We start from the raw sequence: 26,378 nt of genomic DNA, 5'->3' as shown, positions 1-26,378 counted from the left end.
CCTGCCGGATGATACCTACTTCTAACATTGCTCCCTTGATAATTATTTAAGTAAATTTTAAATACGAGAGCGGAATCACTATTTTTAAAATCACAATGAAATGACCATGCTTACATTAACAAATGCTTATTAAGATATTGCTTTATTTTAAACTCGCACAACGTTCTGTTTTAATAGGAAAAACAATCACTATAAAAGCCCTAAATAGTGTTTCAATTTGTAAGTTAGATCTACAACTTATATCCAACGCCTAACTCTCTGCTTGTAATCTAAATATTCCGCACCAAACAGTTTCTCTAATGCTCTCTCTTCGGGTTTTATTTGAAATCGATTCATATAGTAGATAAAAGAACAAGCAAAAATGATAGACAGTATATTTTGGTGCCAATATGAAAACCCGATTAATAATAACAACAAAGCCAGATACATAGGGTTTCTGCTGTATGAAAATATTCCAGTGTCGACGACTGTTGAAGCACTCTCGACTTTTATCGGATTCACTGTTGTTTTTGAACGCCGAAATTCCACTACGCCTGCAATGCCGATAATTCCTGACGCTATGAAGCATAATAAAAACACCACACCAGGTGCTGGTAGAGAAATCGTCAACCCAGTAAAAGCATGAGCCAAACGATTAACGATAACCATAAGAACGATAAAGACGGCGACGGGCGGAACTTTTAACTCGAGCTTATCCATAAACATAACGTAATACCTTGCGTTAACAATTAAAAAATAGCCCAACTTTATGCTGGGCTATTTTTTATTAAAGAATCGAAAGCAGTGCTTGTACTGGGTGTTTTACTTTCATGCCTTCAAAGCGTTTGACTTGGCTTCGGCAAGAATAGCCCGTAATTAGGCAGCGCTCTTTCGGTAATTGCTCTAAGTTTGGTTTCCAACTCAAACCATAGATGTCTTTCGACATTTGCAGCTTATCCACTTCATGGCCGAACGTGCCTGCCATTCCACAGCAGCCAACAGGTACCGTATTTAATACTGCACCGAAATGCTCAAAGATGCTGCCCCACTCTTTTTCTGCATTCGGCATCTTTGTTTTTTCAGTACAGTGAGCGAGTAAGTACCAAGGCTCTTGTGCCCCTTCTTTCACCCCTTCGAACTCACTCAGACGAGGCTCTAGCCATTCATGTGCCGTCAGTACGTTGAAGTCGCCACGCTTGTCTCCAAGCACTTCCGTGTACTCATCGCGGTAGCAAAGCACTAACGCAGGATCGACGCCCACTAAGGGAATATCAATATCCGCAACTTGCTGTAAGAACGCTGCAGTATTTGCGGCATTGCTGGCGAAGCGCTTAAGGAAACCTTTTACGTGTTGCGCTTTTCCATTTGGTTTAAACGGGAGCAGTACTGGTGTTTTACCAAGTTTCACAATCAGGTTTGCAAAGTCTTCGACCACTTCTGCATCGTAATAGCTCGTGAACGGGTCTTGAACGATAACGACGTGATTTGCTTTGTCTTCTTTTGACAACGCTGCTAGCGCCTGCAAATCAAATGGCTTTAACCCTGACAAACGCTTCTCTAGTGTCGGAACCGACATTAACGGCGCATCCACATAGCCAACCGTTGATGCCGTCAGATCTTGCACCCACTTCTGTTTCAGAGCGGTATTCACAACCTTTGGTGCTTTCGCCATCAAAGGCAGCATGGTTTCAATATTAGCGACTAAGTAGTCCTTCGCAGGACGTTGATAACGTGAGTAGTAGATATTGAGGAAGCGCGAGCGGAAACTCGGTACATCGACTTTAATCGGGCACTGGCTGGCACACGCTTTACACGCCAAACAGCCATTCATTGCCTCATGGACTTCATGCGAAAAATCGTACTCATGGCGCTTATTAAAACTGTTGCGAACCCGATCGAGCATGGTTTTTATCGATGCCGTTTGCTCTAGGGTTTGCTTTTCTAAATCGAGAATATCGATGCCTTGCTCGGTTAACTGTCGCAGCCACTCTCGAACCAAACCAGCGCGACCTTTCGGCGAATGACGACGATCTGCGCTAACTTTCATCGATGGACACATTGGCGATGACGTATCGTAGTTAAAACACAATCCGTTGCCATTACACTCCATCGCCTGCTTAAAGCTATCACGCACCTGCACATCGATTTGTCGGTCATAGAAGCCACGCTTGGTATCGGTCACTTTGACCAGTTCAGCATTGCTTTCAAGCGGTGTACAAATCTTACCCGGATTCATCTTGTTGTGAGGGTCAAAGGCACCTTTAACTCGTCTCAGCTCTGTAAATAGCTCTTGCCCAAAGAACTCAGGGCCATATTCAGAACGATAACCCTTGCCGTGCTCGCCCCACATTAAACCGCCATATTTGGCGACCAGCTTCACCACTTCATCAGAAATCTGATGCATTAGCGCCTCTTGCTTCGGATCGCAAAGATCCAAAGCGGGCCTCACGTGAAGAACACCAGCATCAACGTGGCCAAACATGCCGTAGTTAAGCTGTTTGGCATCTAGCAGCTCGCGGAACTCTGCAATAAAATCAGCCAAGTTCTCAGGAGGTACACAAGTATCTTCTGCAAACGCGACAGGCTTTGCTCGACCTTTAGCTGCACCGAGTAAGCCGACCGCTTTTTTACGCATGTTGTAAATACGACCAATGCTTGCGACATCATCACACACTTGATAGCCGATAATGCCCGCCTCGCTATTCTCTAGCATCTGGTCAATGCGCGCAGTTAACGCCGAGACTTGAGACTCGACCTCATCGACATCTTGGCCAGCAAACTCCACCATGTTGATCCCTTGCATATCTTTGCCCGGGACGTCCGTAAGAAGATCGCTCACGGTGTGCCAAACAATATCTTGCTTGGCCAAATTGAGCACTCGAGAGTCGACGGTTTCAACCGATAGCGCATTGGCTTCGACCATAAAGGGGGCGTTGCGCAATGCTGAATCAAACGAGTCGTACTTCACATTAACCAAAGTACGGGCTTTAGGAATCGGTGTTAAATTAAGTTTCGCTTCAGTGATAAACGCCAATGACCCTTCAGCGCCACATAGAACGCGAGTCAAGTCGAACTCATTGGTCTCATCATCGAGCGCGTTTTTCAGATCATAACCTGTCAAAAAACGGTTCAGCGGTGGAAACTTTTTGTTGATTTGCTCTCTCTTTTCTCGACAAACCTGCTCGGTCAGTTTAAGTGCTTGATAGGCGAACTCACCTTCTTTCGGCAGACCATGAGAAAGGTCTGATTCTAAAACCGACCCATCAGCGAATACCGCTTGAAGCGATAGCACGTGATCTGACGTTTTACCGTACTTTAAGGAGCCTTGACCAGACGCGTCGGTATTGATCATGCCACCCAGGGTGGCGCGATTACTGGTCGAAAGGTCAGGAGAGAAAAAGTACCCGTAAGGTCGGACGGCATCATTTAGCTGATCTTTAACCACACCAGTTTGAACTCGGACCCAACCTTCCTGCTCATTGATTTCAAGTACCTTATTCATATGGCGAGACAGATCGACCACGATACCCGAAGTCAGGGATTGGCCATTGGTCCCGGTACCGCCTCCACGAGGTGAAAACGTGATGCGTTCAAAATCGGAATGTGCGCTTAACTTACCAATGAGAGTAACATCTTGAGTGGTTTTTGGATGAACAACAGCTTGTGGGAGTTGTTGATAAACACTGTTGTCCGTGGCGACCGCTAAACGGCTAGAATATTGGCTTTCGATGTCCCCGCTAAAGCCAGATTGGCGCAATTTGTCGAGAAAACTGATGACGACGGGATCCACATCAGATTGAGAGTGTAATCTTGGTAACATTTGCTTCCTGCCCCTACTACGCTGATCCAATCAGCATTGGGTTCTTTATATAAAGTTATAATCTTTGAGTTGTGTCACTTTACAACATTTAAAAGGGTGATCAAAACAGAAATGCAGTGTCAAATTGGAACTTATCGCAATTCTTTCCCACACTTAGAAATCATGGACTTGATTTAAAGTGTCTTTATGAGCGAATCATCAATGAAGAAAAATAAAATTATCACCACAGAAGATATTCTTTTAAAACTTTGCCAATCGGTATCCGGGGTACTGACTTCAGCAACTAGCTCGCCTGTCACCTATTCAGCAATGGTGCAAAAAATCACCAAAACCAGCCTAAAGCCAGACTTTGGCTGCTTTGTTCTATTCGATGGTGGTTTTTCAGGGCTCGTCGTCATCAACTTCACGGCCAAGGCGGCGTTGGAAGTGTATACAAACTACATGCGCAATATGGGCATGCCTGAAGACGAACTGGCTGTACTGCACACCTCAGATGAAGTGGCGGATGTACTGGGCGAGCTAATGAACCAACTGGTCGGTGACTTTACCAACCAAGTACGCAAAGACTTGCAAACTCACATCACACAAAACCAACCTAAGATGCTAACGCTGAATAAGCAGGTAATCTTGTCGGTAGATACAAACCTTGATCGACCGCAAGCTCGCCGAGTTACTTTCTCTACGGAAAAAGGCAACATTTTCTACCTTGAGCTAGCGATGGATAAGACAGAGTTTATTCAGCTTGAAGAGTTTGAAACCGTGGAAGACGAGTGCCCTGATGAGATTTTAGAGAAAGCACGTCAAAACATGGCAAGCAAGTCTGAACCAAAGCAAGAAAGCGCATCTGCAGCTGACGACCTTTTCGATGAACTAGGTATTTAATTACTCGGTTCTTCAAAACATTAGAGCGCCACTGGATAATCAGTGGCGTTTTGCCCACCACTGCCTTTTAAACCACGCCCTATTATTCTTCGTGATCAGAGCCCTGCCGACATTTCCGTTTTTCCTCAGAACACGCTAAAATAGCCGACTTTGCAAAATTAGGTACCTCTTAGTTGTCGATGAATAAACAGAAAGCCCTGAAGAAAATTGCTAAATGCCTTGAACTTGGTAACTCTGCGAATGTGAATGAAGCAGCAAACGCCATCAAGATGGCTCATAGCTTGATGCTCAAATATGGTCTCGACAAAGACGATATTGAGTTCATCAAAATGGGCAAAACCCAATCGACACATCTCCTTCCTGCTAACATTGGCTCTCAGCTGCTACGTATCATTCGTGGTATTAACACCAAGTTTGGCGTAGAAGCGGTACTTCTAAATCATAAAGGACTCAAGCGCGCTGAATTCATCGGTGAAGCCGACCGCGCTATTTTTGCTGCCTTTGCTTTTGACATTATTTACCGAGAAATGAACGAGCAAACGGGCCGTTTTAGAAACAGTTTTGCCGGCACGGGCACTGCATCTACCGAAGTTACGCGCCGCGTAAACTCATTTTTATCGGGCTGGGTGGAAGGCGCACTAGAAAAATTGCCTATTATTACTCCAGATGAAGAGTCCGCAAAAAAGATTGACGACTACATCGATAAAGAGTTCCAAAACATAGACCGAGAGACCTTTAAGCAACAGCTTCGAGAGGCGATGAAAAATCTCACTGAAGATTACGAGGTCGGCTTGAAAAAAGGGCGAAAAGTATCAGTCAACCGCCCTATTGACGGTGCTCAAGCCCCTAAAATGCTGCGTTAGGCGCTTGTTCAGGTTCGGTTAAGGTTTGGTAAAATACACTGTTCAGAATTGACATAGAGGCGTCGATGGGGTTTATTCCTCGGCAAATCAAAACTCCAGAGCAATGAATCTGGATACACGGAGATGTTTATTGTGAAGAAAATTACCTTAGCCCTTGCTGTCGCAATCGCACTGTCTGGTTGTCAGGCGACTCAGCGCCAAAACGCGACAACTGGTGAATCAGAGACAAATTCAGCAACTTCCGGCGCAATCATTGGCGCTATCGCAGGTGCAGCGATTGGCGTTGCAACCGGTGATGACGCGAAAGATCGCCGTAAGCGTGCCCTGATCGGCGCAGCGGGTGGTGCTGCGGTCGGTGGCGGCGTAGGCTACTACTTTGACCAACAAGAAGCCGCTTTGCGTCAAGAGCTGCTAAATTCTGGTGTTCAGGTCGAACGTGTTGGCGAAAACCAACTTCTTCTGCGCTTAGAAAATGGCATCGGATTCAGCTCTAGCTCTTATCAACTCGATAGCAGCATCCACAATACCCTGCGCGGTGTCGCTCGTATTCTGGTTGAATACCCGGACACAAGTTTGGTTATTGAAGGCCATACAGACAGTACAGGCAGCGATACGACCAACCAAATCCTATCAGAGCGTCGCGCTGAATCGGTCCGCTCTTACCTAGTGTCACAAGGCGTTGCGGCTGGTCGTGCTATTGCTCGTGGCAATGGTGAACGTTACCCACTTTGCACCAACAGTACAGCAGAAGGCCGTGCGTGTAACCGCCGTGTTGAGATTCAGATTCTTCCATTGAAGTAACTGAGAATACGTTTTGATAAAAGATAAGTGGCGTCCTTGAAGCCACTTTTTTTATTTGTCTCGCAAATGATTTAAACTATAGGACTAACGCCAAATTCGCTGTAAGGGATTGCCTTGAAACTGATTGCTTTCATTCTGCTCATCTTTTGTCCATTGAGCTATGCCGCTTCGATCGAAGCATTAACCGAGCAAGCTCAAAATCAGAATGTCGATGCGCAGTTGCAACTCGGTCAGAAGTACCTTAGCGGAGACGGTGTTGAAGCCTCTCGAGACGAAGCCATCTACTGGCTTGAACAAGCTGCTGATTCTGGAAGCCAACAAGCGGCGATTGATCTCGCTAACGTCTACTTAGCCAATCAAAGTCATCAGCCTGATGTTGCAAAATCCATCTACTGGCTAACTCGACTTGCTCTTAGCGATAACTACCAAGCTCAGTTCAATTTAGGCAAAGTGTACGAAGGGTTGAGTCAACCACCATCCAACCTTGCCTTGGCGGAAGTTTGGTATCAAATTGCCGCCCCAAACGTGCCAGAGGCTGAAGACGCCTATGCGAAGGTGCTTGAGATGCAGTTTAACGCCCAACGAGCCAAACAGGTGTCATCTATCGATCAGTTAGAAGTCGCCTTTGACGATAGCGGTATTGAGTTAAGCCCTGTGGCCCAATCAAAATCCGAGAGCACAGCAAACAACGATTTTATTTACTTATCCATCGCGCTGAGTATTGCACTCATTGCTTTGCTCTTTTGGCACCTAAAGGCAACTCGCTCTCTAAGTAAAAGTAGCCAACATTCTATGTCAGAGAATAAGCAGGAGCAGCGCCAGCTACAGAACAAAATCAAACAACACGAAGCGACGATCAAAACACAAAAGCGCCAGTTAGAAACGCTTTACCGCCAGTTTAAAAAACAGCAAGCGACCCAGCAAAGACCTCAACCTTCTCAGCCGACTAAAACGGCGAGCGAGAATAAGCTCTCCTTGGCATGTGCACTGTTTGGCTACAAGCCAGATACCATTCCAGATACAAAGCAAATAAAAACACGCTATAAGCAGCTGTGTAAAATTTACCATCCTGATTTGAAAGGCAGTGAAGAAGATATGAAACGTTTGAATGCAGCGTTGAAAATCATACTAAGCAGCGTTAATAAATAGTTACAAATCATAGTAAGCCGAGAGCAAAATATTCGACAGGCTTTAAGTTACGGGCTCGCGCAATCGATCACTCTCCCATTAACCATAACAAATGATTAACCTATTGATAGGTGTCATGTCATAATATGCCGCGATGATAACACCTAGTATATAAAGGTGGGGAGAACACTATGTTTACTATCGAAGGCATATGCGATTGGTGCAAAAAACCAAGCCTACTAACCTCGCATGATTACATTGATGGTCTGCGCCACCACTCTTGTCAAGAGTGTAATGAACTGGCCACATTGGATGTCCGTCAATTCAACATTGCTGAACTTGCACAGCGTGAAAAACAGCAGGCAATGCGTTAAGCATTAGATTTCTCCAGGGATGAGCAGGCCACCAGATCGGTGGCCTTTTTGTTTTCGAATCTTGCCTAATCACAACCACTCATTCATTCACGCACAATCATTCTGCGTCTGGCTGATTCTCTGGTGCGGCATCAGCAAAAGCGCTCAACGCTCTAAGTGACGACGTCACTTTTTCGATATGTGGATAGCGCGTGATATCGATGTTGAATCGCTCGGCGTTATACACTTGTGGCACCAAGCATACATCAACCAAACTAACATCATCTCCGACACAGTATCGACCACTTGTTTGAGCCAACTTCTTTTCCAACCCCGTAAAGCCAACATCAATCCAATGCGCGTACCACGCCTGTTTACTCATGTCATCAATACCCATTGGGCCAGCAAGGTACTGTAATACGCGCAAGTTGTTGAGTGGATGAATATCTATTGCGATGTCTTGCGCCATCGCTTTCACCAGATATCGCTTCTCTTTTTCTACTGGGGTCAGCAAAACATCCGGGTATTGCTCATCAAGGTAATCGATGATGGCTAACGACTGATTAAGCCGCACGTCACCATCGACCAATACGGGCACAAGTTCACTGGGATTGAGCATCTGAAAATCGGCAGAGTGCTGCTCTCCGCCATTTCTGACTAAGTGGACGGACGCCTGTTTGTAGGGCAATTGCTTCAAGTTCAGGGCGATCCGAACTCGATAGGCCGCTGACGAACGCCAATATCCATAAAGCGTGATGTCTGACATTAGTATTTCACCACGTGCTGATCAATCGAACCAAAGATAGAGTGACCTTGCTTATCCAGCATCTCGATCTTTATATGGTCGCCAAACTTCATAAAAGAAGTGGTAGGTTTGCCATCACGGATCGTCTCAATCATTCTGACTTCAGCAATGCACGAATACCCGACGCCACCCTCAACTATTGAGGTTCCATGATCAGTGCCCTGCTTATTAGAAACCGTACCAGACCCGATGATCGCCCCAGCACAAAGCGGACGGGTTTTCGCCGCGTGAGCGATAAGCTCTGGAAATTCAAATGTCATATCGACGCCCGCATTCGGTTTACCAAACAATTCATGATTGTAGTAAGACATAAGCGGCAGGCTTAGTTTGCCGCCATCCCAGTCATCACCGAGCTCATCTGGCGTCACCGCTACTGGGGAAAAGACCGACGACGGTTTCGATTGGAAAAAGCCAAACCCTTTACCCAATTCATTGGGGATCAGACCGCGTAGCGACACGTCATTAACCAACATCACCAGTTTAATTCTCTTTGCGGCTTGCTCCGGTGTGACGCCCATTGGCACATCGCCTGTTACCACCGCGACTTCACCTTCGAAATCGATGCCCCACTCTTCGCTTCCTAGTGGAATATCATCACGAGGACCAATAAACGCATCAGAGCCTCCTTGGTACATTAACGGGTCAGTCCAAAAGCTTGGGGGCATTTCCGCGCCACGCGCCTTGCGAACCAGCTCTACGTGATTGACGTATGCACTGCCATCCGCCCACTGGTAAGCCCTAGGAAGCGGTGATTCGCATCGACTTTGGTCAAACGGCAGCTCCTGCACCAGCTCGCCTTCATTCAGCGCGAGATAGACTTCATGGAGTTGAGGCTCAACGCGATCCCAATCATCTAAGGCTTGCTGCATGGTCTCTGCGATTTCAGGAACCGCAACACACTTGGTTAATGCTCTATTGACGACCACCAGCAAACCATCTCGGCGGCCATTTTTTAAGGTTGCTAACTTCATACTCAATCCCTTAATTCTTATCCTTTCCAGCTGTAGACGTATTCTTGATTTTCAACCGCGGTGGCCTCTTCACCAAACGAGAGAGCGTGGCGGGTATCAATCATCACAGCGACTTCATCGGTAAACTTCTTCTTGTACTCTTGGCCAGCCTGAAACGCTTTTGGGTGCGGCCCATGAGTAAATCCAGCTGGGTGGAAAGTGACCATCCCTGCTTCGATATTGTCTCGGCTAAAGAAGTCCCCTGCGTGGTAGAAAAGCACTTCGTCGTAATCATCATTGTTGTGGTAAAACGGCACTTTCAATGCGCCTGGGTCACTTTCGATGGGCCTTGGAACAAAGGTACAAATCACAAAGCCCGCGCCCACAAAGGTCGTGTGCGCCGACGGCGGCAAATGGTAGCGATGTGACATCAATGGTCTTATGTCACGCCAGTTTACTTTGACAACCGCCAAATCGCCGTGCCAACCAATTGCGTCCAATGGATTAAACGGATAAGTGACCGTGCTGATTTGCTCATGGCGTTTTACCTGCACTTGGGTTGGCTGCTCAGAATATTGCGCCTTAAATTTTTCATTAATCGCTGGCACTTCCAGAACGGCTGGATCAAACACAGCGTGGTTGCCGACCATGCCTTTGTCGGGCAAGGTGTACGCGGCGTCGGTGTTTTCAACCATGAGAATAAACATGGGCTCAGACGGTTCGAGGCGCCAATTGGTTGAACGAGGAATCACCACATAGTCACCTTCCCCTACCTCTAAATGCCCATAGTCACTGTAAAAATCGGCCTTCCCTTGGTGGATAAACAGCAGTTCGTCACCGTCTGCATTCCTAACCAGAAATTCCATTTTTTCATCCATGCGCCAAACGCGAATTTTGCAATCCGCATTGTGAAGCAGATGGGGGACCGCCCAAGGAGAGAGTTGGCTCGCTTTCTCGACAAGATTGAAGTTGAATGCTCTCGGGCGCAGTTCCCCTTCCCACTCACTCCATCCTGTAGGTGCGTATTGATGATGAAAGTGTGCTGCGGGGCCAAAAAAGCCGCTTCTCCCTGCTTCTCTTTCGTATATTGCCTCTTCCGGGAAGTCTGCGTGCGCTTGCTTGGAGCACACTCCCTCCCGGTGAGGGAATGTGATCCATTTATGCATCGTTTAGTACTCCACGGCGAATTTGGTCTTCTTCGATCGACTCAAATAGAGCTTTGAAATTACCTTCTCCAAATCCTTCATTGCCTTTACGTTGAATGATTTCAAAGAACACAGGACCAATGACCGTCTGTGTAAAGATTTGCAGCAAGATGCCATCTTTCATCGGCGCGCCATCAATCAAGATTTCGAGCTCACGAAGACGGTTTACATCCTCTGAGTGCCCCTCTACGCGGCTATTCACCTTCTCGTAGTAAGTACCCGGTGTTGGCATAAAGTCCATTCCGCGATCTCGTAGAGTTTGCACGGTTTGGTAGATGTCATCTGTCGTCAATGCAATATGCTGAATCCCCTCGCCGTTGTATTCACGAATGAACTCTTCGATCTGCGACTTATCGTCAGACGACTCATTGATCGGAATGCGAATTTTGCCACACGGTGCGGTCATCGCTCGGCTCACAAGCCCCGTCAGTTTGCCCTCAATATCGAAGTATCGAATCTCACGGAAGTTACCGATTCGCTCATAGAAACCCGACCAGACATCCATGTTGCCCTGTTTGACGTTGTGCGTCAGGTGGTCAATTTCATACATACCGACGTCCATTTTCGCCAAACGTTCCTCTGCATCAGGGTAAAATACAAAGTCCACATCGTAGATGCTCTGCTTGCCGTATCGGTCAACGAAATAGAGCAAGCTTTCGCCAATGCCATAAATCGCCGGAATACTCAGCTCCATCGGTCCGATTTCTGTTTTGTACTCTTCCCCACCATTCTCAAGAGCATGAGCGTGTGCAACAGCGGCATCTTTCACTCTAAATGCCATGCCACAAACCGAAGGACCATGAACTTTGGCGAAGGCTTCAGCTTGGCTGTGAGGCTGTGCATTGACGATGAAGTTGATGTCACCCTGGCGATACAGCCACGCATTTTTGGAACGGTGCTTAGCCACTTCTGCAAAGCCCAGCGAGCTAAACAGTGATTTTAGGTCTTGAATGCCTTTTTCATCCGCTGCCGTGTACTCCACAAATTCAAATCCGTCAGTGCCTAGTGGATTAAACGCTTGATTCATTGTCGTTCCCTCTTTTTTAGTTTCAGCGTGTCTTAGCTAAGATTTGCCGATCTCACTTATAAAAGGAACCAACGGCGGACATTTTACACTCGCACAAACTTGCAACATAACCTGTAAAACATCGCCTACGATGAACACTAAAACCAATAAAAACAATGAATTAAACAAAGCAACTTGGTAACAAATATTTTACATTAAAGAAAAGTTTGCTTTACACAATGAGAGTACGTTTTACTCCGTTACCAGTTAGTTGGTCAGAAACAGGTAAAGTTGTTGGTTAGATTGATTTACCTCAGATTTATTCACTGCCAGTAAGGCTAAGGTGGTCGCCTCTGTTCTCTACCTAGGTATAAAAATGACACATATTAATCGCGACCGTCTTGTTGACCATTTTATCCAACTCGTTCAGATCGACAGTGAATCAAGAAACGAGAAAGCCATCGCGCAAGCACTTTCAGAGCAATTAGGCGAACTGGGCTTTACGGTTCACAAGCTACCTGTGCCTGAAGAGGTCTCTAATGGCTTCAACGTTTATGCTCGACTCGAAGGCAAAATTGAAGACAGCATTGTTTTGAGCTGTCACATGGATACCGTGACTCCAGGCATTGGTATTGAGCCCATCATCGAAGACGGCATCATCCGCTCCAAAGGCAACACCATTCTCGGTGGTGACGACAAATCAGGCATTGCAGCGATCATGGAAGCCGTTCGCTGCATTCAATCAGAAAACCTCGACCATAAAACTATTGAACTGGCGTTCACTGTTCACGAAGAAGGCGGATTGTTTGGCTCAGAGCATTTTGACATGTCTTTCATCACATCGGACAAAGCCATCGTACTCGATACAGGTGGTCCAATTGGTACGATAGTCAACGCGGCGCCTGGACAGCAAAAAATCGTCGCTAACATCAAAGGTCGCCCAGCCCACGCAGGCTTAGCGCCAGAAGAAGGCATCAGTGCGATCCAAGTCGCGGCTGACGCCATTACACAGATGAAATTGCTTCGTATTGATGAAGAAACCACCGCAAACATTGGTATTGTCGAAGGCGGAAACGCAACTAACATCGTCATGCCAGAACTTAAGATCGTCGCGGAAGCGCGCTCACTAAACGGTGATAAGCTCGATGCGCAGGTCAACCACATGGTCGAGACTTTCCAATCAGTTGCCAAACAGCACGGCGCCGAAGTGGACATTGAATCAACACGTGCCTACAACGCCTTTGTTATCGCTGACGATCACCCTCATATTCAGTCGGTAAAAGCGTCGTTTGAAGCGATTGGTGCTAGCCCTTACACCAAGGGCACAGGTGGCGGCAGTGACGCGAACAACTTCAATGCCAAAGGACTCACCACCGTCAATGTGTCTACGGGCATGGCGAAAGTTCATACCACCGAAGAGTTCATCGCAATTGATGACATGGTTAAGATTACTGAGTTTGTGAAACACTATTTAACTCATTAACGCCAAGCTAAGCCGCAGTGCATGTTGCGGCTTTTATGCGGAGCTCGCTTCAATACGCTCTTGTAGAAGCATCGAAGAGAACTCTTGATAAGAGAGCGGTTGTGAAAATAGGTAACCCTGATATTGGTCGCAGCCAAGTTCTTCAAGCACTGCCAACTGCTCTTCATGTTCAACACCTTCAGCAATCACCTTAATGCCCAGACTGTGCCCCATTTGAACAATGGTATTCACCAGCACTCGATCTGAATGGCTGACTGAGCATTCATCAACGAAGCACTTGTCAATTTTCAGCACATCGATAGGCAGTTGCTTGAGGTATTTGAGGCACGAATACTCAACACCAAAGTCGTCTATCGCAATAGTGACGCCGATTGCACGAAGTTGTCGGCAAATATCGGTGATATGTTCAGGATCACTCATCAGCGTGGATTCCGTGATCTCGACTTGTAGGAGATGAGAAGGAAGTTTGGTTTGCTTAAGCGCTTTGCACAGCACGTCAAACAGATCAGCGTGGGCAAACTGCACTGTTGATACATTGATGGCAATGCACACATCGAGACCTTGATCGTTAAGCTGCTTCGCTTGCGCACACGCTTGGTAGATGATCCATTGTCCAAGCGGCACAATCTGAGTGGTTTTTTCCGCAACTGGAATGAACTCAGCAGGCGAAATAGGACCAAGCTCTGGATGCAGCCAACGAATTAGCGCTTCTGCGCCAACAATCCTCGACTCTTTAATCGACACTTTGGGTTGGTACTGTAAGACAAATTGGTTGTTGGCCAACGCATCTTTGATCTCTGTTTCGATTTGGTGCTGGCGAATAGTCTCACTCAATAGTTCGTTATCGAACCAACAAACCGACCCAGCCCCTTCGGTGCGCGCTTTATACAAAGCAAAATCGGCATTTTTTGCCCAAAGTTCCATGTTCCCCTTCGCATCGGTTGCGTATGCGACACCGATACAGTAAGTAATCCGGTGCGAGGTATTTTCGATGCTGAACATCATTTTATGGTGCTTCAATAACTCATCGACCAGCTCTTGAAGCGTCTCTTCAATGTGCTTGCTTTCAACTAGGATGACAAATTCATCCCCACCAAACCGGAATATTTCGCCTTTAGACTCAACCAAGTCTTTAAGATGATGTGCAAAAGCAATTAGCAGCGCATCACCGTGTCGATAACCTAGGCGATCATTGACGTTCTTAAAGCCTTCCATCCCGATATGAATCAAACCAAAGCGTGCCAAGTTTGACTTATCGACTCTTTGTAAAGATTCGTTGTAAGCATTCGCATTCGGCAATTTTGTCAGATAGTCAGTGACGCTATCGCGATGGAATTGCTCTGCTTGCTTACGCGTTTGCACATAAAAGTAGACAAGTAGCGTCGAAAACAGGGTGATTGCCGTGAGTTGGATGGAGAAATCCACAAACGCATCAAAATCTGACACGGAAAGTTGGTACAAGTAACTATTGATTAATGCGGCACCGACCGCGATCGGCCACAACGTTCCAGGGAAAAGGACGATATAACAAAGTGGAAGCAGTATTAAGCAGAGCTGGATATCGTCGAGGTTAAAAGGGTCAATCAGCCCACCAACAACGAACAGAGCCAATGACGAAAACGCAAACAAATGCTTAAGAGACACCTCTTTCACAAAGAGTGCGATCATCATCATCAGTGGGAATAGATAGTAAACATAATTCCAAGAGTGCGGAATCATGGTCAGGGTATAAGTCACCCATCCAACGGCAGAAAGGTAAGCCAAGTAACCCAAGACCTGCAAGCCGTCTGTTAGTTGATTCTGGCGCATAGTGATCCCTACTAATGAGTTATCGTGTGTTGTCTCTCAACACCAGAGGCGTCAAGTTCACCGAATCACCCTCTAGCTCAACGATGCAACGCTTACACACTCTGTGATAACGAGCCGCTCATATGTAAACAGTCTCTATAAACACTAGTTCAAATCACACTATTTCGCGATTTTGACGCCTACTTCACTCAGTTGGAGTCGCTTCGATAGCCATCAATTAAACCCACAAAGTCATAAGCAGGCAACGGCCGAGAGAAAAAGTACCCTTGGTACTCCTGACATCCTTCTTTTTCGAGAAGCGCCAGTTGGTCTTCAGTTTCTACCCCTTCGGCAATCACGCGTTTATTGAGGTTGTGGCCCATTTGGATGATCGTCCTAACCAACATGTGGTCGGTGTGTAGCCTGACACAATCGTCGACAAACGACTTATCGATCTTAAGCACATCAATGGGAAGCTTTTTGAGATAATTCAGAGATGAGTACTCAACGCCAAAATCATCAATTGCAATAGAGACACCCAGCTCTTGCAACTTCTCGCACGCAGCAATCACAAATTCAGGCTGCTGCATCAAGGTAGATTCCGTAATTTCGATTTGCAGAAGATTTGCGGGCAACTGATGTTCATCAAGAGCATCACTGATAAATTTAAACACATCATCGTGGGCAAACTGAACGTTGGAAACATTGATTGAGACAACGATAGCGTGGCCTTTGTCAAACCAACTTTTTGCTTCTCGACAGGCTTCTCTCGCCACCCAACGTCCAAGCGGGACAATTTTCCCTGTCCGCTCCGCTACCGGAATAAACTCGGCTGGGGAAACCATTCCTAAATTGGGGTGCATCCAACGGATTAGAGCTTCGGCGCCAACCAATTCATTGGTACCAATAGATACCTTGGGTTGGTAGTGCAAGACAAAGTGCTGCTCATCAAGTGCCCGTTGTAACTCTGCCTCAATTTGGTGCTGCCTTACGGTCTCATCTAACAACACATCATCATACCAACACACCGCGCCTGCGCCCTCTTGCCTCGCTTTAAACAAAGCTAAGTCGGCGTTCTTTCCCCACACCAGTACGTTACCTAACGCATCTTTGGCAAACGCGACGCCAAGGCTAAATGAAAGCCGGTGTGACATATCACTGACCACATACAAGTCAGAGTGATAATTGTGCAAGACTTCAACCAACTGATGAATTTGATCCTTCAGTTGCTCCTTCTCCGCTTCAACCATAAAGACAAACTCATCCCCACCTAAGCGATAGAATTTGGCAAAGGACGGGACTTTTGAATTCAATTGTTGAGAAAACGTTTGTAGCAGTTCATCGCCATTTCGATACCCCAACCTATCGTTGACGCTCTTAAAGTTATTTAAACCGATTTGAATAACGGCGTAACGATCCGCATTGTCGGGCGTCACCTCGCCGATATCCTCATAAAACGCGTTTAAGTTGGGTAGCTTTGTTAGCACATCTGTATAAGTGCTTTTACGATAGCGTAATGCTTGGCGAGAAGCCTTCTCGTAGTAATACGTCATGATGGTAGCGAGCACCGTAATCGCTAGGACTTCGATGGCATCTTCAATAAACTCTTCGAACTCCTCAGCCGGGAGATTGTAGAGATAACTAGCAACGAGCGCGAGAGCCACCCCAATAGGGAAGAATGAACCAGGAAACAAAACCAGATAACAAAGAGGCAGTAGGATAAAGCTTTCTTCAATCGCATCGAGCTCTAGGGGCTCAAACAGACCACCGACAAAGATGACAGCAATGGACAAGCCACTCAACAGGACTTTTAGGCGTGGTTTAGTGACAAAAAATGCCCCGAGAATGCCAAGTGGGAACAACAAATAGGCTTCCTTCCAAACCTCATGCTCTGTCACAAGCGTGTGGGTAATCAAAGCAACAGACGCCAAAAATAACACTGCTGCTGTAACTTTCACTGATTTAGGTACCGTATCTTCTAGCACATCCAACCTTAGCTATGACTCCCGTTGCTCCCGACACGGGCGCAATAAAAAAGCTCTATTGAAAGAACGAATTAACATTCTTAACTATAGAGCTTATTTCAGTACTACCGATACTAATGTGATAAGAATATTAGGAATCGAAGATCATAGTTTGAATCACGCCACAAAAATGCCTGTACATAACAGAAAATCGCTATAAACCTAGTTGCTCCGCCAGCTCTTTCATTTGTTGCAGATCCATCTGATGCACTTTAATCATCTGATTAATCTGACTTAAGCGTGAGTTTGCTTCGTCTTGTTTATCACACGAATCAGACTTCGCATCCCAAGAAGTTCCTTCAAGATAGGCGTCGCAATCCGCTTTCAACGCATCTATTTTAGGCAATAATTGTTCGCGCTCTTTTTCTAGCGCTTCAAGCTCCATTTTCACTTTGAGTTCTTGTTGAAACAACTCTCGAGAGCGCTCAAACAACGTCGCTTGGATATCCGCTTGACGGTTAAGTTGCGCATTTTGTTGGGATGCTTGGCTCAAGCTCTGTTTCTGACTGGCAACTTGCTCTTCAAGCGATAGATTCACCTTTTCAAGCTCCGCAATTTGAGACTGTAATGCGGTTAGTGCCGCTTCATGTTCTTGGGCCTGATCTTTGATGGCTTGCTTAAGTTTATCTTCGACTTCAGAATCCACATTGGCGACCCGCACTTCCACCTGCTCCACCAGTTTCTGCTTGTCGCTCATCATCGTATGATACTTTTGTTCCATCTCTTGATAGGCGCTCTCCCATTTACCGGCTGTGAGCGACGATCCAGCAAGACCACCAATAGCAAGTCCGAGCACACCAGCAATCGCAATGTAAAGATAACTGCGACGATCTCGCTCTTCTATAACAACAACGTCTTCATTGTCTTCAATATCTGTCTGTTTGCTCACTTAACTCGCTCCTAACCACTAGCGGATTAACTCTGTCACCATCAATGTGGCAGTGTAAAATAAAAAGCCGGAAATCAATGTCACCACGACGTATTTTTGTAGTTTTTCGCTGGTACGATATCGAATTAAAACAAACGCTAGCGCGATGAGAAACGCGATTGCGATCAAACGAGTCATACACTCTCCTTAGCTTAACTGCACATCGTGGATTGAATAGTTTAACTACTTCATTTATACCACTAAACAAGGAAAAATGGTCAGCATTCGGTAGTTTTCTGCTTTCAAAAACGAATTATCCTAGAGCAATACCACCTTGTATCTGCATGATGCGCAGATTATCGCCAACTCGCTGGGTTTCCACAGAATAAAGTTTGGTGCTTTAATAGAAACAAGGTATAAAAGAATGACAAAATCCAACGAGGCTACCTAATGAAACCTTACAAACTAGACAACAAAAAACGCCGCATTCTTAAAAAGCTCTATCTGGGCGAGTTTGCTATGCTTGGCTTTGAAATCAGCTGTGAAACCACTATCACAGACTTTGATAGCTACGATGCGTTCGTTGATGACTTCATCGACTACATCGACAGTCTAGGCCTTTGCTTCGGCGGCGGTGGTCTTGAGCACTTTGAAGGCTTCTTATGTGCTCAAAAGCGTTACATCGACGCAACGGAAGAGCAAAAAGCGCAGGTTATCGCTTGGCTTGAAGCTCGCAGTGAAGTGAAATCAGTAGAAAGTAGTGAGCTGCTAGACGCAAACTACTTCTAACCTCAATTCAATAAAGCAATAGCGCCTATCACGGCGCTATTTTTTTGTCTGGGACGTTATCGTACCTCTAGGCCAAGCTGGTATTGTGCGAGGCAACGGGCGACGTAGCTGATTTTAAGAAAAGCGGCAATTACGATGGTACTAATGTGCGCAGCAATCTGGACTGGCAAACTGAAGTATTCTGCATAAGGGTATGAAATCAAGACACTTAAGAGCATCGCTAACGTTGTGACGAGCAAAACCACATTTGAGACATTAAGTAATAAATTGAAATTGTCTGTTTTTTGTTGAGCAAACATAAGAACCTCACTAGAGCTGCTTTTATTATCACTCTTGTTTTAGCACAACCCGTGCCATCTAAAACTCACCAAAATTTCAACAACTTACTATCAAAAGCCCACCCAAAAGAGTCAAATAGACACACATAGAAACTGGTCATTATGACACCTATATGTCAGTTTAAATATTAAATAAAAATTGAAAACAGATGTTGAACTAGCGATTTTTTATGATAGAGTTCACACGTCAATAAAACAGAGTTATTGACCATCTTTTACTCGTTTTAATGAGTAATTGTTCCGATGAAGACTGCAGGAGAGTAGTTGTTATCTAAATGTTAACATTTAGACAGAATAACTCGCCGAAGAATTAACTATTTCAGGAGCTACCTAGGTAGCGGGGACTGTAGTTGGAGGAACCTCTGGAGAGAACCGTTAAATCGGTCGCCGAAGGAGCAAGCTATAACGAGTTCGTTTTAGTGAAACTCTCAGGCAAAAGGACAGAGGAGTGGAAAGTACCAACCAGCTATAGACTTCCTGTCTTTTATTAGCTTTTTTGAGATCCTTGATCTCTGCTTTTCTCTCTTCTCCTTAGTAATGCTTTATCAATTAAGGGGAAACCATGGATAACCTATACACTTTACTGAAAACCATAGATAGCTTCGTCTGGGGACCACCACTGCTCATTTTGCTTGTTGGTACCGGTGTTTACTTCACTTTTAGCCTCGGCTTAATCCAATTTCGACACCTCCCTACCGCGCTAAAAATGGTTTTTAGTAAAGAAGATTCTAACAAGCAAGGTGACGTATCGAGCTTTGCTGCGCTGTGTACGGCGCTATCAGCCACCATTGGTACAGGTAACATTGTTGGTGTTGCCACCGCAATCAAACTAGGTGGACCGGGCGCTTTATTCTGGATGTGGCTTGCTGCGCTCTTTGGCATGGCGACCAAATACGCGGAATGTCTATTGGCAGTAAAATATCGCAAGGTAGACGACAACGGGCAGATGGTCGGTGGGCCAATGTACTACCTTCAATATGGCTTGGGCTCGAAGGCATTGGCGGTCCTTTTTGCTGTGTTTGCTTTGGGTGTTGCCTGCTTCGGTATCGGTACCTTCCCGCAAGTGAATGCGATTTTAGATGCGTCTGAAATTTCATTCGGCGTTTCTCGCGAGATTTCAGCGAGCATCCTGACTTTGCTTGTCGCGTTTGTCACTCTAGGTGGTATTCAATCCATCGCCAAAGTCGCGGGTAAAGTTGTTCCAACTATGGCGCTATTCTACGTACTGGCTTGTCTAAGCGTAATCATCATGAACGCCGACAAACTGCTCGACGCTGTTGAACTGGTTCTTATCTCAGCGTTCACTTCGACTGCCGCTACTGGAGGATTCTTGGGCGCGAGCATCATGCTTGCGATTCAATCGGGTATCGCTCGTGGGGTCTTCTCAAACGAGTCTGGTCTTGGCAGTGCGCCGATGGCCGCCGCCGCCGCCAAAACCGACTCTTGTGTAAAGCAAGGTTTGATCTCGATGACGGGTACCTTCTTTGACACCATCATCATTTGTACTATGACAGGTCTTGCGCTGATTCTGACGGGTGCGTGGCAAAGTGATTTTGCTGGGGCTGCAATGACAACGCATGCCTTTGCAGTTGGCTTAAACGCAGACACCTTTGGTCCAATGCTCGTGTCAATTGGTTTGATGTTCTTTGCCTTCACCACCATTCTTGGTTGGAACTACTATGGTGAGCGTTGTGTGGTGTTCTTGTTTGGTACCAAAGCGGTGCTACCTTACAAATTTATTTTCGTGGCTTTGGTGGCATCGGGCGCCTTCTTGCATCTAGACATGATTTGGATTATCGCCGATATCGTAAATGGCTTGATGGCGATACCGAATCTGATTGGCTTGATTCTCCTGCGCAATGTAGTGCTAGAAGAAACCAAACAATACTTTGCAGCGCAGTTTGCTTCGATGAAATCTGCTCAAGCATAAACCAAAAAACAGCGACTTAGGTCGCTGTTTTTTTATTGCTCTTCCAGTATCAGTTTAACGCCCAGTCCAACTAACACCATTCCCGTTGTGGCTTCCATCCAGTGCATAAAACGCGCACTCTGTAACAACGCTTTGGCTTTAGTTAATGCGCCAGCCAGGCCACATTGCCAAACCATCGCTATCACAAAGTGAATGCTCGCCATCAAGGTCGATTGCAAAAACGCAGATCCTTCAGGGTTAATAAACTGAGGTAGAAACGCAAGATAGAAGACCGCAGTTTTAGGATTCAAAACGTTAGACAAAAAACCTTCACGCAATGACTTCCATCGGCTGAGGCTTTGCGGTTTTGCTGAGATACTTGCTGACTGCGGATCGCCCTTTGCCAAAAACAAGGTTTTTAAACTGCTCAGACCCAGATAGATTAGATAGCCCGCACCGAGCATCTTAACCACATTAAACAACTCAGCTGATTGCGCCAATAGCGCTGAGATTCCAATCGCATTAAATGTCGCGTGAACAAACAACCCCAAGCAGATCCCAAGACTGGTCATCGCCCCATCATTAAACCCACCACGCGAGGAATTGCGTATCACAAGCGCAGTATCAAGCCCCGGAGTTAATGTCAGTATGGTTATCGCAAGTAAAAATGCTTCAAAGTTCGCTATCAAGGTCGCCCCCATTCCTTGGCCCAAATATGCTTCATCTCTGTTATAGCGAGGTTTGCTGGTCTATTTCAACCAATAAATGACCCATGCCAACATTTAACTCTCGCTGACTCAATAGACTTAGCAAATAATAATGTGTTCAATTACTTGGACAGTCGATGGTTGATTGATAGACTTTCGTTTTTATTAGTCACGGAAGGCGAACCATGAGCGCATTCAAAAAACTCACCGATCATTCACTGAAAATTTCTCGCTTTGCGCACTTAGGCGCAATCTGCGGATGGGATCAAGCATCCGTCATGCCAAGTGGTGGTAACCAAGCTCGTTCCGAAGCGATGGCAGAACTCTCTGTTCACATGCATAACTTGCAAACTCAACCACAGCTCAGTGATTGGTTTGCGCAAGCCGAACAAGAAGATCTTACAACTCAAGAAAAAGCCACACTTCGAGAACTTAAACGTAACTGGCAACAAGCCAACGTACTCCCAGAAGCGTTAGTTGAAGCGAAATCTTTAGCCGGTTCGAAGTGTGAACACGCATGGCGCACCCAGCGTGGTGAAAATGACTGGCAAGGTTTCGAGAAGAACTGGGCCGAAGTAGTCAAGTTATCTCAAGAAGAAGCACAAATTCGTGCGCAAGCAACCGGATTATCGCCATACGATGCGATGCTAGACATATACGAGCCTGGCACCCATTCCGAATCTCTCGACACCTTGTTTAGTGACGTCAAAACCTGGCTTCCTGCTCTTATCGACGACGTTATCGAAAAACAGTCTTCAGAGCGCTTTATTGAACCTAAAGGACAGTTTGCTACTGAGCAGCAAAAAGCCATGGGATTAGATGTGATGAAGCTGCTGCAGTTTGACTTTAATCACGGTCGCTTGGATGAAAGTGTTCACCCGTTTTGCGGCGGCGTTCCTACCGATGTTCGTATCACTACTCGCTACGACGAAAATGAGTTCGTCCAATCGCTAATGGGGATCGTACATGAAACTGGCCATGCACGTTACGAACAAGGGTTGCCTAAATATCTTGCGGGACTGCCTTCAGGTGAAGCTCGCTCTATGGGTATTCACGAATCTCAGTCACTCTTTTTTGAGATGCAAGTTGGCCGCAGTGACGCGTTTATCGCTCATCTATCACGCCTTGCAGGTCAGCATTTTGCTGCTCACGATCAAGCACTCTTCTCTCAAGATAACTTCCAAAAGCTCTACACTCGCGTAAAGAAAGATTTTATTCGAGTTGATGCCGATGAATTAACTTACCCTGCCCACGTTATTTTGCGCTACGAGATCGAGCGAGATTTAATTAACGGTAAGATTAAGCATACTGATGTACCTGAACTTTGGAATCAGAAGATGCAGAAATATCTGGGTTTGTCGACAGAAGGCAACTTTAAAAATGGTTGTATGCAAGACATTCACTGGACAGATGGCGCGTTTGGATACTTCCCTTCCTACACTCTAGGCGCGATGTACGCGGCGCAATTTATGGCATCGATGAAGAAAACCGTTGACGTCGAAGGCGCAATTGAAAGCGGTGATTTATCACCTATCTTTGCATGGCTATCAGAGAATATCTGGAGCCAAGGTAGCATCTTAACTACTGATGAGCTTGTTACTCGCGCAACGGGAGAAACCTTGAACGCGCAGCACTTCCAATCTCATCTGAGAAGTCGTTACCTGTAATGCGACAAATTGAGAGCGGTAAACTAATTGCCGCTCTCATTCAATCAACGGAAACAACCGAGAGCCTCATTCTGATATGAGTACACCTCAGCAACAAAGCGGTTTCTGTCCCTTCAACTCTTCGCTACACTGAAACCAATAGTTCACCATCCAAGAGAAGCCCATTGCTCACAGACAAAACGCTCACGTTCGCTACTGCCAACCTCTTCAATTTTATAGAGCCGCCATCGGCATTCTATGATTTTGACAACATCTATGAGAAAGAGGCGTGGGAGGGAAAATGTCGTTGGACAAAAAATCGATTTATGAGCCTTGATGCTGACATTATCGGTCTACAGGAAGTTTTCAGCATTGAGGCTGCTAGACGTTTATGCACCGAAATGGGATTCCCCCACTTTGCAACCGTTGAAACCCCACATGTGGAAGACGACTATATTTATTCAAAACCCGTTGTCGCTATTGCCTCAAAGTTTCCGATCAAGCAGGTGAAACCAGTTACCCCATTGGCGGAATTGTTTAGCGGCTACCCTGTCCTTTTACCAGAGTTCAGTCGCCACCCCATCTTTGCGATCGTTGAGGTACCTGACCTGGGAGACATCGCTGTATATGTTTGTCATTTAAAGTCACAGCGTCCCACGGAAAGTGACGACAACGGTGAAGAGCAACCTCTCGTAGGTCATTGGCTCTCTTTTCAACAACGAGGTTGGGAAGCGGTCATGCTGCGTTTGTTTATGGAACATGAATATCTGAGTAGCCCCTGTCCAACGTTGCTTATGGGAGACATGAATCAGTCATTAGACAGTGATTCAACAGGCTTACTGGTCAAAGATACGGGCATTGAGCGTGGGTTGAGATTAGTAGACAGTTGGCAGGTGTATAATGCTGAAGGGCAACTCCAGCGCACACCTACTCACTACCACTTTGCGAATGGAAATGTTCTTGACTACATTTTGGTCTCGCAAGAGTTCCAGGCCAATTCTCAAGTATCGCTCGCTGATATTATTGACTATCAAGTCGCTGATACCCATCTTATTAACCCAAGCTATGAGCAAGACAAATATGCAAGCGATCACGCGTTTGTGTCCATAACCACGCGTTTCGTATTGTAATCTAAGGGAGGCACTGAGCATGACACAAATCGAGCAACCACTTGTGACCCCAAACACATGGCATACGGTCGAAAATGGCAAACTCTTTTGGTCGCCCAATTTCATCCCTTCTGACGAAGCGTGCCGATTGTTTGAGCAACTCAATCAACAAATCCGTTGGCGAGAAGATGAGATCACGCTGTTTGGCAAACGCATGCCGATCCCTCGACTTCAATGTTGGTACGGAGACTCACCTTATCGCTATTCCAATTTAACCATGCACCCTGAACCGTGGTTGCCGACCTTACTTGATCTTAAACGCCGCTGCGAATCTGCCGCCGATGCGCCGTTTAACTCGGTTCTCGCCAACCTCTACCGTAACGGTCAAGACTCTAATGGATGGCACAGCGACAACGAACCAGAGTTAGGGATAAACCCAACAATCGCCTCTTTGAGCTTGGGCGAGACAAGAAGGTTTCACCTAAAGCACAAACAATCAAAACAGAAGGTGACCTTTGACCTAACATCAGGGAGCTTATTGATCATGGCTGGAGAAATGCAGCACCACTGGCTCCATACGTTAGCCAAAACCAAACAACAGCGAGCCGCAAGAATTAACCTTACTTTTCGTAATCTTGTCGAATAGTTAGCTGGAGAAAAAATAAGGTTCACTTAGTTTTCAGATCATATAGATAATACCGTTTACCCCCACGATAAAACCTCCAACTTTTTCTACTACTTTCTCAAATTATATCAACCTAGTTTACCACTTGCAGATGAGGCTCTCTGCGTACACTTCATAATAGTTAATGACTATTGTGTTGGAAATAACAATGAGCTTGATTGCAAATAATTACACACAAATTTTCATTGTATTTACCTGTCTATTAGCTGGTTTTAATTTGCACGCCCAATCTTTGACCATGGATATCGAAGGTCACATTAGCAATCGATGTGAAATTTCTTTTAATCAAGGAAATGAAATAAACCTCTCACATAAAAAGTTAGAGACATTACCTTTCGAGTTGTATTGCAATCAACCGTTTCTAATTGAGGTTTCTTCACACAACGGAGGGCTAAAACTAGGGAGTAAAAACCATAATATTGTTGAAGATTACATTTTTGAAGTTCAAATCGACAAAACAAAAACTCGTTTTAAGACGGAAAGTAAAGACCTAACTAATGTAAATAGAATTAGCAGCTTTGGCGTTATTCCATTCTCATCAACTGGAGAATTGAGAGTAACGTTAGAACGTGGCCTTCTTTACGCAGGCCATTATCGAGATACTGTTGAAATAGACATCATCCCCTCTATTCTCAGTACCGTGAAGTAGAAACTCAGCCTATTTAGGTAGGCTCCATAGCTCGTCGGAAACGGGCTAAACATAATGTTTCAATTTGAGTTAAAGGAATTTTCTTATGAAAAAACTAACTTTTTGTGCCGCTGCAGTAACTGCTGTTTTGACAACACCTATCCACGCTGCACCAGGCGATGTTCAGCTCGTCGGTTACGTATCGCCTGTATGTGAAGTGTCCGGTCTTTCTACACAACTCGTTGACCTTGGTTTAGTTACGAGCACTCAGTCTGTTTCTATTCCCCTAGCAATTCAATGTAACGATATTGATGGCGCAACTGTGAAGCTTACCAGTGCGGAAGGCGGTCTAGAATCTGATGATAACGAAGACTACGCTCTGAAGTACACAGCAACATTCACTCCAGCAGGTTTGGCTCCTCTTGTACTAAACACTCCTGGGGGCCCAGGTCCAAACGATGTTTCTAACTCGCTCTCTTACGCGGGCTCATCAACTCTTGCGACTGGTGTCGCTGCAACATTGGATGTAGCCACAACAGAAACAGCGGCATGGGCGGGTGGTTACTCAGACACATTGACCGTAAACATTACTTCAAACTAATACCACTTGTT

General features: G+C 45.8%; 25 protein-coding genes and 1 riboswitch. Of the genes, 13 read left to right on the top strand and 12 right to left on the bottom strand.

The window, feature by feature from the left end; genetic code table 11:
* Positions 1-237: 237 nt before the first annotated feature.
* Together ACUALS_RS06440 and ydiJ are read right to left on the bottom strand one after the other, a co-directional pair.
* Positions 238-699: a methyltransferase family protein gene (locus ACUALS_RS06440; protein WP_454449231.1), complete on the bottom strand. Its 462-nt coding sequence runs from the start codon at positions 697-699 to the stop codon at positions 238-240.
* Between the two features lie 67 nt (positions 700-766).
* Positions 767-3,799, bottom strand: a complete 3,033-nt coding sequence (gene ydiJ / locus ACUALS_RS06435; protein ID WP_454449136.1) for a D-2-hydroxyglutarate dehydrogenase YdiJ — start codon at positions 3,797-3,799, stop codon at positions 767-769.
* Between the two features lie 201 nt (positions 3,800-4,000).
* On the opposite strand from ydiJ, the gene ACUALS_RS06430 reads away from it, so the two are divergent.
* The 5 genes from ACUALS_RS06430 to ACUALS_RS06410 all read left to right on the top strand — a co-directional run bounded on the left by ACUALS_RS06430 (position 4,001) and on the right by ACUALS_RS06410 (position 7,847).
* Positions 4,001-4,681, top strand: coding sequence for a DUF3334 family protein (locus tag ACUALS_RS06430; protein WP_038139067.1), 681 nt, complete (start codon positions 4,001-4,003; stop codon positions 4,679-4,681).
* Positions 4,682-4,860: 179 nt separating this feature from the next.
* The gene (locus tag ACUALS_RS06425) at positions 4,861-5,544 is read left to right on the top strand and encodes a DUF2786 domain-containing protein (RefSeq protein WP_454449135.1); all 684 of its coding nucleotides are present in this window, start codon (positions 4,861-4,863) and stop codon (positions 5,542-5,544) included.
* 132 nt (positions 5,545-5,676) lie between these two features.
* The gene (locus tag ACUALS_RS06420) at positions 5,677-6,345 is read left to right on the top strand and encodes an OmpA family protein (RefSeq protein WP_038139069.1); all 669 of its coding nucleotides are present in this window, start codon (positions 5,677-5,679) and stop codon (positions 6,343-6,345) included.
* Positions 6,346-6,459: 114 nt separating this feature from the next.
* Complete coding sequence (locus ACUALS_RS06415) at positions 6,460-7,494, top strand: hypothetical protein (protein WP_454449134.1); 1,035 nt, start codon at positions 6,460-6,462, stop codon at positions 7,492-7,494.
* 170 nt (positions 7,495-7,664) lie between these two features.
* Complete coding sequence (locus ACUALS_RS06410) at positions 7,665-7,847, top strand: hypothetical protein (protein WP_005470666.1); 183 nt, start codon at positions 7,665-7,667, stop codon at positions 7,845-7,847.
* A 97-nt stretch (positions 7,848-7,944) separates the two neighbouring features.
* Here the strand turns inward: ACUALS_RS06410 and maiA are convergent, their stop codons facing one another.
* The 4 genes from maiA to hppD are packed head-to-tail and all read right to left on the bottom strand — an operon-like array spanning position 7,945 to position 11,813.
* On the bottom strand, positions 7,945-8,592 hold the full coding sequence (maiA, locus tag ACUALS_RS06405; protein ID WP_454449133.1) for a maleylacetoacetate isomerase: 648 nt from the start codon (positions 8,590-8,592) through the stop codon (positions 7,945-7,947).
* Entirely contained in the window at positions 8,592-9,602 is a 1,011-nt protein-coding gene (locus ACUALS_RS06400; RefSeq protein WP_454449132.1) for a fumarylacetoacetate hydrolase family protein, read from the bottom strand. The genes maiA and ACUALS_RS06400 overlap by 1 nt, the downstream gene beginning before the upstream one ends.
* Before the next feature lie 17 nt (positions 9,603-9,619).
* On the bottom strand, positions 9,620-10,747 hold the full coding sequence (locus ACUALS_RS06395; RefSeq protein ID WP_454449131.1) for a homogentisate 1,2-dioxygenase: 1,128 nt from the start codon (positions 10,745-10,747) through the stop codon (positions 9,620-9,622).
* Positions 10,740-11,813, bottom strand: a complete 1,074-nt coding sequence (gene hppD, locus ACUALS_RS06390) for a 4-hydroxyphenylpyruvate dioxygenase (RefSeq protein ID WP_454449130.1) — start codon at positions 11,811-11,813, stop codon at positions 10,740-10,742. The genes ACUALS_RS06395 and hppD overlap by 8 nt, the downstream gene beginning before the upstream one ends.
* Before the next feature lie 355 nt (positions 11,814-12,168).
* Between hppD and ACUALS_RS06385 the strand changes: the two genes are divergently transcribed.
* Positions 12,169-13,275 (top strand): M20/M25/M40 family metallo-hydrolase, encoded by a 1,107-nt coding sequence (locus ACUALS_RS06385; protein WP_043886702.1) that lies wholly within the window; start codon positions 12,169-12,171, stop codon positions 13,273-13,275.
* A 33-nt stretch (positions 13,276-13,308) separates the two neighbouring features.
* Here the strand turns inward: ACUALS_RS06385 and ACUALS_RS06380 are convergent, their stop codons facing one another.
* From ACUALS_RS06380 to ACUALS_RS06365, 4 genes are all read right to left on the bottom strand, one after another.
* On the bottom strand, positions 13,309-15,084 hold the full coding sequence (locus ACUALS_RS06380) for a putative bifunctional diguanylate cyclase/phosphodiesterase (protein ID WP_454449129.1): 1,776 nt from the start codon (positions 15,082-15,084) through the stop codon (positions 13,309-13,311).
* A 188-nt stretch (positions 15,085-15,272) separates the two neighbouring features.
* Positions 15,273-17,054, bottom strand: coding sequence for a putative bifunctional diguanylate cyclase/phosphodiesterase (locus ACUALS_RS06375; RefSeq protein ID WP_005470672.1), 1,782 nt, complete (start codon positions 17,052-17,054; stop codon positions 15,273-15,275).
* Between the two features lie 187 nt (positions 17,055-17,241).
* Positions 17,242-17,976 (bottom strand): chromosome partitioning protein ParA, encoded by a 735-nt coding sequence (locus ACUALS_RS06370; RefSeq protein ID WP_038215048.1) that lies wholly within the window; start codon positions 17,974-17,976, stop codon positions 17,242-17,244.
* A gap of 18 nt (positions 17,977-17,994) precedes the next feature.
* Positions 17,995-18,153 carry a hypothetical protein gene (locus ACUALS_RS06365; protein ID WP_005470825.1) on the bottom strand — a complete coding sequence of 53 codons (159 nt, stop codon included), beginning with the start codon at positions 18,151-18,153 and terminating at the stop codon, positions 17,995-17,997.
* Positions 18,154-18,405: 252 nt separating this feature from the next.
* On the opposite strand from ACUALS_RS06365, the gene ACUALS_RS06360 reads away from it, so the two are divergent.
* A complete protein-coding gene (locus tag ACUALS_RS06360; RefSeq protein ID WP_038138362.1) occupies positions 18,406-18,744 on the top strand; it encodes a YggL 50S ribosome-binding family protein in 339 nt (112 codons plus the stop codon).
* Between the two features lie 56 nt (positions 18,745-18,800).
* Here ACUALS_RS06360 and ACUALS_RS06355 read toward each other — a convergent pair whose 3' ends face one another.
* Positions 18,801-19,043 carry a hypothetical protein gene (locus tag ACUALS_RS06355; RefSeq protein ID WP_454449128.1) on the bottom strand — a complete coding sequence of 81 codons (243 nt, stop codon included), beginning with the start codon at positions 19,041-19,043 and terminating at the stop codon, positions 18,801-18,803.
* A 391-nt stretch (positions 19,044-19,434) separates the two neighbouring features.
* A riboswitch (glycine riboswitch) is annotated at positions 19,435-19,536 on the top strand.
* A gap of 108 nt (positions 19,537-19,644) precedes the next feature.
* Here ACUALS_RS06355 and ACUALS_RS06350 point away from each other — a divergent pair.
* A complete protein-coding gene (locus tag ACUALS_RS06350; RefSeq protein ID WP_454449127.1) occupies positions 19,645-21,012 on the top strand; it encodes an alanine/glycine:cation symporter family protein in 1,368 nt (455 codons plus the stop codon).
* 32 nt (positions 21,013-21,044) lie between these two features.
* On the opposite strand, the gene ACUALS_RS06345 is transcribed toward ACUALS_RS06350, so the two are convergent.
* The gene (locus ACUALS_RS06345; protein WP_454449230.1) at positions 21,045-21,692 is read right to left on the bottom strand and encodes a LysE family translocator; all 648 of its coding nucleotides are present in this window, start codon (positions 21,690-21,692) and stop codon (positions 21,045-21,047) included.
* A 191-nt stretch (positions 21,693-21,883) separates the two neighbouring features.
* Between ACUALS_RS06345 and ACUALS_RS06340 the strand changes: the two genes are divergently transcribed.
* The 5 genes from ACUALS_RS06340 (at position 21,884) to ACUALS_RS06320 (ending at position 26,367) form a co-directional block, all read left to right on the top strand.
* The gene (locus ACUALS_RS06340; protein ID WP_454449126.1) at positions 21,884-23,365 is read left to right on the top strand and encodes a carboxypeptidase M32; all 1,482 of its coding nucleotides are present in this window, start codon (positions 21,884-21,886) and stop codon (positions 23,363-23,365) included.
* Positions 23,366-23,529: 164 nt separating this feature from the next.
* Positions 23,530-24,474 (top strand): endonuclease/exonuclease/phosphatase family protein, encoded by a 945-nt coding sequence (locus ACUALS_RS06335; RefSeq protein ID WP_331402452.1) that lies wholly within the window; start codon positions 23,530-23,532, stop codon positions 24,472-24,474.
* Between the two features lie 19 nt (positions 24,475-24,493).
* Positions 24,494-25,099: an alpha-ketoglutarate-dependent dioxygenase AlkB family protein gene (locus tag ACUALS_RS06330; protein WP_331399619.1), complete on the top strand. Its 606-nt coding sequence runs from the start codon at positions 24,494-24,496 to the stop codon at positions 25,097-25,099.
* 187 nt (positions 25,100-25,286) lie between these two features.
* Complete coding sequence (locus ACUALS_RS06325; protein ID WP_454449125.1) at positions 25,287-25,787, top strand: hypothetical protein; 501 nt, start codon at positions 25,287-25,289, stop codon at positions 25,785-25,787.
* An 85-nt stretch (positions 25,788-25,872) separates the two neighbouring features.
* Positions 25,873-26,367 carry a hypothetical protein gene (locus ACUALS_RS06320; RefSeq protein ID WP_005470712.1) on the top strand — a complete coding sequence of 165 codons (495 nt, stop codon included), beginning with the start codon at positions 25,873-25,875 and terminating at the stop codon, positions 26,365-26,367.
* Positions 26,368-26,378 lie beyond the last annotated feature (11 nt).

Source organism: Vibrio sp. NH-7 (assembly GCF_053643215.1).
Note: the sequence above shows the minus strand (reverse complement) of the source record. Positions and strands in the feature narration are given on the sequence as shown.

Coding starts and splice junctions, on each gene's coding strand:
- ACUALS_RS06350 (WP_454449127.1), top strand. CDS start 19,645: ATGGATAACCTATACACTTTACTGAAAACCATAGATAGCTTCGTCTGG.
- ACUALS_RS06345 (WP_454449230.1), bottom strand. CDS start 21,692: ATGGGGGCGACCTTGATAGCGAACTTTGAAGCATTTTTACTTGCGATA.
- hppD (WP_454449130.1), bottom strand. CDS start 11,813: ATGAATCAAGCGTTTAATCCACTAGGCACTGACGGATTTGAATTTGTG.
- ACUALS_RS06340 (WP_454449126.1), top strand. CDS start 21,884: ATGAGCGCATTCAAAAAACTCACCGATCATTCACTGAAAATTTCTCGC.
- ACUALS_RS06430 (WP_038139067.1), top strand. CDS start 4,001: ATGAAGAAAAATAAAATTATCACCACAGAAGATATTCTTTTAAAACTT.
- ACUALS_RS06355 (WP_454449128.1), bottom strand. CDS start 19,043: ATGTTTGCTCAACAAAAAACAGACAATTTCAATTTATTACTTAATGTC.
- ACUALS_RS06380 (WP_454449129.1), bottom strand. CDS start 15,084: ATGCGCCAGAATCAACTAACAGACGGCTTGCAGGTCTTGGGTTACTTG.
- ACUALS_RS06400 (WP_454449132.1), bottom strand. CDS start 9,602: ATGAAGTTAGCAACCTTAAAAAATGGCCGCCGAGATGGTTTGCTGGTG.
- ACUALS_RS06385 (WP_043886702.1), top strand. CDS start 12,169: ATGACACATATTAATCGCGACCGTCTTGTTGACCATTTTATCCAACTC.
- ACUALS_RS06365 (WP_005470825.1), bottom strand. CDS start 18,153: ATGACTCGTTTGATCGCAATCGCGTTTCTCATCGCGCTAGCGTTTGTT.
- ACUALS_RS06325 (WP_454449125.1), top strand. CDS start 25,287: ATGAGCTTGATTGCAAATAATTACACACAAATTTTCATTGTATTTACC.
- ydiJ (WP_454449136.1), bottom strand. CDS start 3,799: ATGTTACCAAGATTACACTCTCAATCTGATGTGGATCCCGTCGTCATC.
- ACUALS_RS06360 (WP_038138362.1), top strand. CDS start 18,406: ATGAAACCTTACAAACTAGACAACAAAAAACGCCGCATTCTTAAAAAG.
- ACUALS_RS06410 (WP_005470666.1), top strand. CDS start 7,665: ATGTTTACTATCGAAGGCATATGCGATTGGTGCAAAAAACCAAGCCTA.
- ACUALS_RS06320 (WP_005470712.1), top strand. CDS start 25,873: ATGAAAAAACTAACTTTTTGTGCCGCTGCAGTAACTGCTGTTTTGACA.
- maiA (WP_454449133.1), bottom strand. CDS start 8,592: ATGTCAGACATCACGCTTTATGGATATTGGCGTTCGTCAGCGGCCTAT.
- ACUALS_RS06440 (WP_454449231.1), bottom strand. CDS start 699: ATGGATAAGCTCGAGTTAAAAGTTCCGCCCGTCGCCGTCTTTATCGTT.
- ACUALS_RS06425 (WP_454449135.1), top strand. CDS start 4,861: ATGAATAAACAGAAAGCCCTGAAGAAAATTGCTAAATGCCTTGAACTT.
- ACUALS_RS06395 (WP_454449131.1), bottom strand. CDS start 10,747: ATGCATAAATGGATCACATTCCCTCACCGGGAGGGAGTGTGCTCCAAG.
- ACUALS_RS06330 (WP_331399619.1), top strand. CDS start 24,494: ATGACACAAATCGAGCAACCACTTGTGACCCCAAACACATGGCATACG.